Here is a 4,806-nt window from a genome sequence, read left to right on the forward strand (position 1 = left end):
GTAATGAACCTTGGGTATGCACATCCAGTTGAGATTGAACCTCCGGCAGGAGTTGAGTTTGAAGTGCCCGCACCTCAAGCAATAGTTGTCAAGGGAATTGACAAGTATCAGGTTGGTCAGGTAGCGGCAAACATAAAGCGCTGGAGAATCCCTATTGTTTATTCAGGAAAAGGTATTCGTTACAAGGGAGAACAAGTCAGAACGAAAGTCGGTAAGAAGGTCTAATCAAGGAGGCGGCTGGAGTGTTCAAACATAAAGACAAGAAGGAACAAAGGCGAAAGAGGCATCTTCGTGTCAGGTCTGCAGTTTCCGGAACACCGGAAAGACCAAGACTGGCAGTCTTCAGAAGTGAGAAGCATATTTATGCCCAGCTTATTGATGATTCAAAGGGAATTACCCTTGTTTCTGCATCGACTGTAGATAAAGACATCAAGGCTTCAATAGAGAAGTCATGGAATGTTGATGCCGCTAAGAAAGTTGGGGAGCTCCTCGCAAAGAAGGCGAAAGATAAGGGAATAAGCAGTGTAGTCTTCGACCGTGGGGGTTTCAAATTCCATGGAAGAATAAAGTCACTTGCCGAGGGCGCTCGAGCAGGCGGACTACAGTTCTGAGGAGGTGAAGAAGATGGCTGAAGAGATGAAGAACGATCGCAATTCGAAATCTTCACGTGAAGGAAGAAGAAACCCCAGAGCTTCCAGAAACGCTCCTGTGGAAAAACAGGTTGAAGACAACGAATTTGAAGAAAGAATAATTGAAATAAGAAGAGTTACAAAAGTAGTTGCAGGAGGAAAGAATCTTTCTTTTCGAGTAGTCGCCGTCGTGGGCAATCGTGATGGGAAGGTTGGTCTTGGTATAGGGAGCGCAAGGGAAGTTCCGACTGCAATAAGAAAGGCCGTTCTTGAAGCCAAGAAGAATGTCACGGAGGTCGCTGTGAGAAATGAGACTATTCCTCACGAAACAGTCGGACGACAGGATTCAGCAAGAATAATGTTAAAGCCGGCTGGTCCCGGTACTGGGATTATTGCGAATTCGCCTGTAAGAGCCGTTGTTGAACTTGCAGGTGTGAAGAATATTCTGACGAAGTCGCTTGGATCATCTAACACACTCAATATGGCTAGAGCGGCTTTAAATGGGCTATTAAGTCTGAGATCCCCTCAGGACTTTGCAAGAATCAGGGACATACCCCTAAAGACAGTCTTCCACGGTTTCAGCGAGGAGGCAGGTCAGTAATGGCAAAGAGTTTAAGAATACGATTAATCAAAAGTCCGATTGGCTATAACAGAAGACAGCTGAAGACGGTTAAAGCATTAGGCCTTGGAAAGCTGGACAGTGAGATTGTTCAGCCCGATTCTCCACAGATCAGGGGCATGGTGAATTCCATAAGACATCTTCTTGCTGTCGAAGAACTTGATGACTGAAGGGGGTAGGAAGATGGCTTTTAAAGTTGAAGATCTAAGTCCGACACCCGGTTCTAGAACAACCGAAAAAAGAATAGGACGCGGTATAGGTTCGGGAATGGGTAAAACCGCCACCAGAGGCCATAAGGGTCAAGGAAGAGCTACAGGTAAGGTAGCTGCACGCTTCGAGGGCGGACAGACACCCCTATTCAGAAGAACACCGATAAAAGGGTTCAAGAACCGAGGATCTGTTGTTTATGCTACTGTGAACATTTCGACTCTCGAAGAGAGATTCGAAAGTGGCAGCGAGATTTCACCCGAGATACTCGTTCAGCGCAAGATACTCAAAGATCTTAAAGACGGAGTGAAGATACTTGCGAGAGGCGAACTGACAAAGTCTTTTATTGTCAAAGCTAATGCTTTTAGCGCTACTGCCAAGGAGAAGATTGAATCTGCTGGTGGAAAGGCAGAGGTGATCTGACAATGTGGAATGCCCTGAAGAACGCGTTCAAGATTCCTGAGCTGAGAGACAGAATCCTCTTCACGTTCCTCGCATTGGCAGTCTTCAGACTTGGTGTCTACATACCGATTCCCGGGATTAATATCCAAGCCTGGTCTGCGTACTTCGGTACTCTATCTACAGGTGGAGCCGGAGGCTTCATCGGCTTCTTCGATGTTTTCACCGGTGGAGCCGTTGAGCAGTTTTCAATATTCTTAATGAGCGTTACTCCGTACATAAACGCTCAGATTATGCTCCAGCTGCTGACTGCTGTTGTTCCTAGTTTGAAGGAGATGCTTAAGGAAGGCGAAGAGGGAAAGAAGAAGTATGCTCGATACACAAGAATGCTGACGATTGGACTCGCGGGTCTTCAAGGATTCCTGATATCATTCGGTCTCTCTTCGAACACGGCTATCTTGGCGATTCCCAGCAGGTTGCTCTTTGTGTTGCTGGCAACAACCACCCTTATCGGTGGTACAATGTTCCTTCTTTGGCTGGGAGAAAGAATCACGGAAAGGGGAATTGGAAATGGTATCTCAGTTCTGATTTTCGGAGGTATCGTTGCAAGATATCCTGCTTCCATTATGCAGGTAGTGGTAGCTTTATCGCCGTTACAGTGGGCGATATTACTTGCGATCGCTCTGTTCACAGTTGTGGCGGTTATATATGTTCAGATGGGAGAAAGAAGGATCGAAGTTCAGTACGCAAGGAGAGTTACTGGTAGAAGGGTGTATGGAGGAGTTTCCACGCACATTCCTATCAAGGTAAATCAGGGTGGAGTAATACCGATAATATTCAGTTCGGCAATTATGATGCTGCCACAGTTTATTGCTACGGCTTTCCCCGAGGGAAGTGGCGGTAGGAATATTATGCAGAGTCTCTTTGCTCAGACATCACCCCTCTATATATTGCTTTATGGAGGAATGGTTTTCTTCTTCACGTTCTTTTATAGTTCGCTTGTTTTTGATGTCAGAGAAGTATCGGATAACATACGTAACTACGGAGGGTACATACCCGGAATAAGGCCGGGCTTTTCCACTCAGCAGTATATTCAGAGAGTCCTTAACAGAGTTGTTTTCATGGGAGCCATATTCCTGGTTGTGATTGCATTGCTTCCATTAGTTATAGGCGGGATTTTCAGTATTGGCGGCCTCGCAATTGGGGGAACGTCGACTCTGATTGCTGTTGGCGTAGCTATTGATATATTGCAGCAGATGGAAACACACCTTATGGTAAGGCATTATGAAGGATTCGTAAAGAAAGGCAAGTTACGAGGAAGGAGATAGGATGAACATTATTCTAATGGGTCCTCCCGGAGCAGGGAAGGGGACACAGGCAAAGCGGATAGCCCAGATATTTAAGATTCCTCACATATCGACTGGAGATATGTTAAGGGAAGCCGTGGCTGCTGGCAATGACCTTGGGCTGAAGGTCAAAGAGATTATGGATAAAGGGCTTCTCGTCCCCGATGATTTGATGATCGACCTTGTGAGAGAAAGGTTGTCGAGAGAGGATACCAGGAATGGGTTCATTCTTGATGGTTTTCCAAGAACAGTTGAGCAGGCAGCTGCGCTTGATGAAATGCTAGAGGATCTAGGGAGGAAAATCGATGTAGCCCTGCTCGTTAATGCAGATGAAGAAGAAGTCGTAAAACGGATTTCTAGCAGAAGAGTTTGCCCAGAGTGTGGCAAGGTCTACAATCTGCTGACGATAAGACCGAAAGTTGAAGGTCGCTGCGATAACGATGGTGCCGAGTTGATTCAGAGAGATGACGATATGCCTGACACAGTTCGAGCAAGGTACAGAGTCTATTTGGAGAAAACGGAGCCAGTGATCCAGTATTACTCGAGTAACAAGAGCCAGTTTTTGGAAGTGGACGGGACTGGAGAGATTGATCTTGTGACTGACAAAATTGTGGAACATCTGGAGACATCTAGAAATGGTTAGGTTGAAATCTCCAGAAGAAATATGTAAAATCGAAATTGCTGCGAAGATTGTCGCAGAGGTTTTGGCTGAGATGGAGTCTTATGCAGTTGAAGGAGCCTCTGCTCTCGATATGGAAAAAGCGGCAGAAGAGTTGATTCATAAACGCGGAGGCATCCCCGCATTCAAGGGATATAGTGGTTATCCTTACACTCTATGCGTTTCAGTAAACGAGGAGGTAATTCACGGATTTCCCTTGAAGGAAAAAATCTTTGCCGATGGTGACATAGTCTCCGTGGATTGTGGGGTCAACAAGGACGGATTCATTGGTGATGCGGCAAAGTCTTTCGTAGTAGGGGACTTCAGGAGTGAAAAGGACAGGCTGCTTCTACAGCGAACGGAAGAAGCACTTCTAAAGGGTATAGAAATGGCTGTCGCAGGAAACAGAGTTGGCGACATCGGCTATGCCGTTCAGAATTGTGTGGAAAGCGCTGGGCTATCCGTAATAAGAGATTACGTCGGTCATGGGGTCGGTCTAAGCCTTCATGAGGATCCACAAGTGCCGAATTACGGAAGACAGGGAAGCGGGATGCTTTTAAGAACTGGCATGACCCTTGCGATTGAACCGATGGTCGCAAGCGGACACTATAGCTTAGAGATTCTGAAAGACGGATGGACTGCAATAACTGCTGATAGATCGCGAGCTGCGCATTTTGAGCATGACATTGCGATTCTTGAAGATGGTCCAAAGATTCTTTCTAGTTTGTGAGGAGGATCACTGGTGTCGGACAAGAGCGATATCATTAAGATGGATGGAACGGTTGTGGAATCGATGCCTAATGCGACCTTCAAGGTCGAACTTGAGAACAATCACACTGTTCTAGCTCACATCTCTGGAAAAATGCGCAAGAACTTCATCAGGTTGATCCCGGGTGATAAGGTCGTTGTGGAAGTATCGATATACGACCTGACCAAAGGAAGAATTGT

General features: G+C 46.2%; 9 protein-coding genes. All 9 read left to right on the forward strand.

Annotated features, from left to right (window positions below; translation table 11 throughout):
- A partial coding sequence (locus BG32_RS07020) for a 50S ribosomal protein L6 (RefSeq protein WP_121526611.1) occupies window positions 1-225 on the forward strand: 225 nt, incomplete at its 5' end.
- A 17-nt stretch (window positions 226-242) separates the two neighbouring features.
- Entirely contained in the window at window positions 243-611 is a 369-nt protein-coding gene (gene rplR / locus BG32_RS07025) for a 50S ribosomal protein L18 (protein ID WP_006492360.1), read from the forward strand.
- Window positions 612-624: 13 nt separating this feature from the next.
- Window positions 625-1,230 (forward strand): 30S ribosomal protein S5, encoded by a 606-nt coding sequence (gene rpsE / locus BG32_RS07030; protein WP_121509784.1) that lies wholly within the window; start codon window positions 625-627, stop codon window positions 1,228-1,230.
- Window positions 1,230-1,418: a 50S ribosomal protein L30 gene (rpmD, locus tag BG32_RS07035; RefSeq protein ID WP_006492362.1), complete on the forward strand. Its 189-nt coding sequence runs from the start codon at window positions 1,230-1,232 to the stop codon at window positions 1,416-1,418. The genes rpsE and rpmD overlap by 1 nt, the downstream gene beginning before the upstream one ends.
- A gap of 13 nt (window positions 1,419-1,431) precedes the next feature.
- The gene (rplO, locus tag BG32_RS07040; RefSeq protein WP_039882850.1) at window positions 1,432-1,878 is read left to right on the forward strand and encodes a 50S ribosomal protein L15; all 447 of its coding nucleotides are present in this window, start codon (window positions 1,432-1,434) and stop codon (window positions 1,876-1,878) included.
- Window positions 1,879-1,880: 2 nt separating this feature from the next.
- On the forward strand, window positions 1,881-3,182 hold the full coding sequence (gene secY / locus BG32_RS07045; RefSeq protein WP_006492368.1) for a preprotein translocase subunit SecY: 1,302 nt from the start codon (window positions 1,881-1,883) through the stop codon (window positions 3,180-3,182).
- A 1-nt stretch (window position 3,183) separates the two neighbouring features.
- Window positions 3,184-3,843: an adenylate kinase gene (locus BG32_RS07050; RefSeq protein ID WP_006492370.1), complete on the forward strand. Its 660-nt coding sequence runs from the start codon at window positions 3,184-3,186 to the stop codon at window positions 3,841-3,843.
- A complete protein-coding gene (gene map, locus BG32_RS07055; RefSeq protein ID WP_006492371.1) occupies window positions 3,836-4,588 on the forward strand; it encodes a type I methionyl aminopeptidase in 753 nt (250 codons plus the stop codon). Before BG32_RS07050 ends, map begins: the two co-directional genes overlap by 8 nt.
- 12 nt (window positions 4,589-4,600) lie before the next feature.
- Window positions 4,601-4,806 (forward strand): translation initiation factor IF-1 (gene infA / locus BG32_RS07060; RefSeq protein ID WP_121526612.1); only part of this gene is annotated, 206 nt, incomplete at its 3' end.

This window comes from Mesotoga sp. HF07.pep.5.2.highcov (genome assembly GCF_003666285.1).
GTDB lineage: Bacteria > Thermotogota > Thermotogae > Petrotogales > Kosmotogaceae > Mesotoga > Mesotoga prima.

What these genes read in the sequence shown, in the direction of transcription:
- map (WP_006492371.1), top strand. Translation starts at nt 3,836, where the DNA reads ATGGTTAGGTTGAAATCTCCAGAAGAAATATGTAAAATCGAAATTGCT.
- secY (WP_006492368.1), top strand. Translation starts at nt 1,881, where the DNA reads ATGTGGAATGCCCTGAAGAACGCGTTCAAGATTCCTGAGCTGAGAGAC.
- rplO (WP_039882850.1), top strand. Translation starts at nt 1,432, where the DNA reads ATGGCTTTTAAAGTTGAAGATCTAAGTCCGACACCCGGTTCTAGAACA.
- BG32_RS07050 (WP_006492370.1), top strand. Translation starts at nt 3,184, where the DNA reads ATGAACATTATTCTAATGGGTCCTCCCGGAGCAGGGAAGGGGACACAG.
- rpmD (WP_006492362.1), top strand. Translation starts at nt 1,230, where the DNA reads ATGGCAAAGAGTTTAAGAATACGATTAATCAAAAGTCCGATTGGCTAT.
- rpsE (WP_121509784.1), top strand. Translation starts at nt 625, where the DNA reads ATGGCTGAAGAGATGAAGAACGATCGCAATTCGAAATCTTCACGTGAA.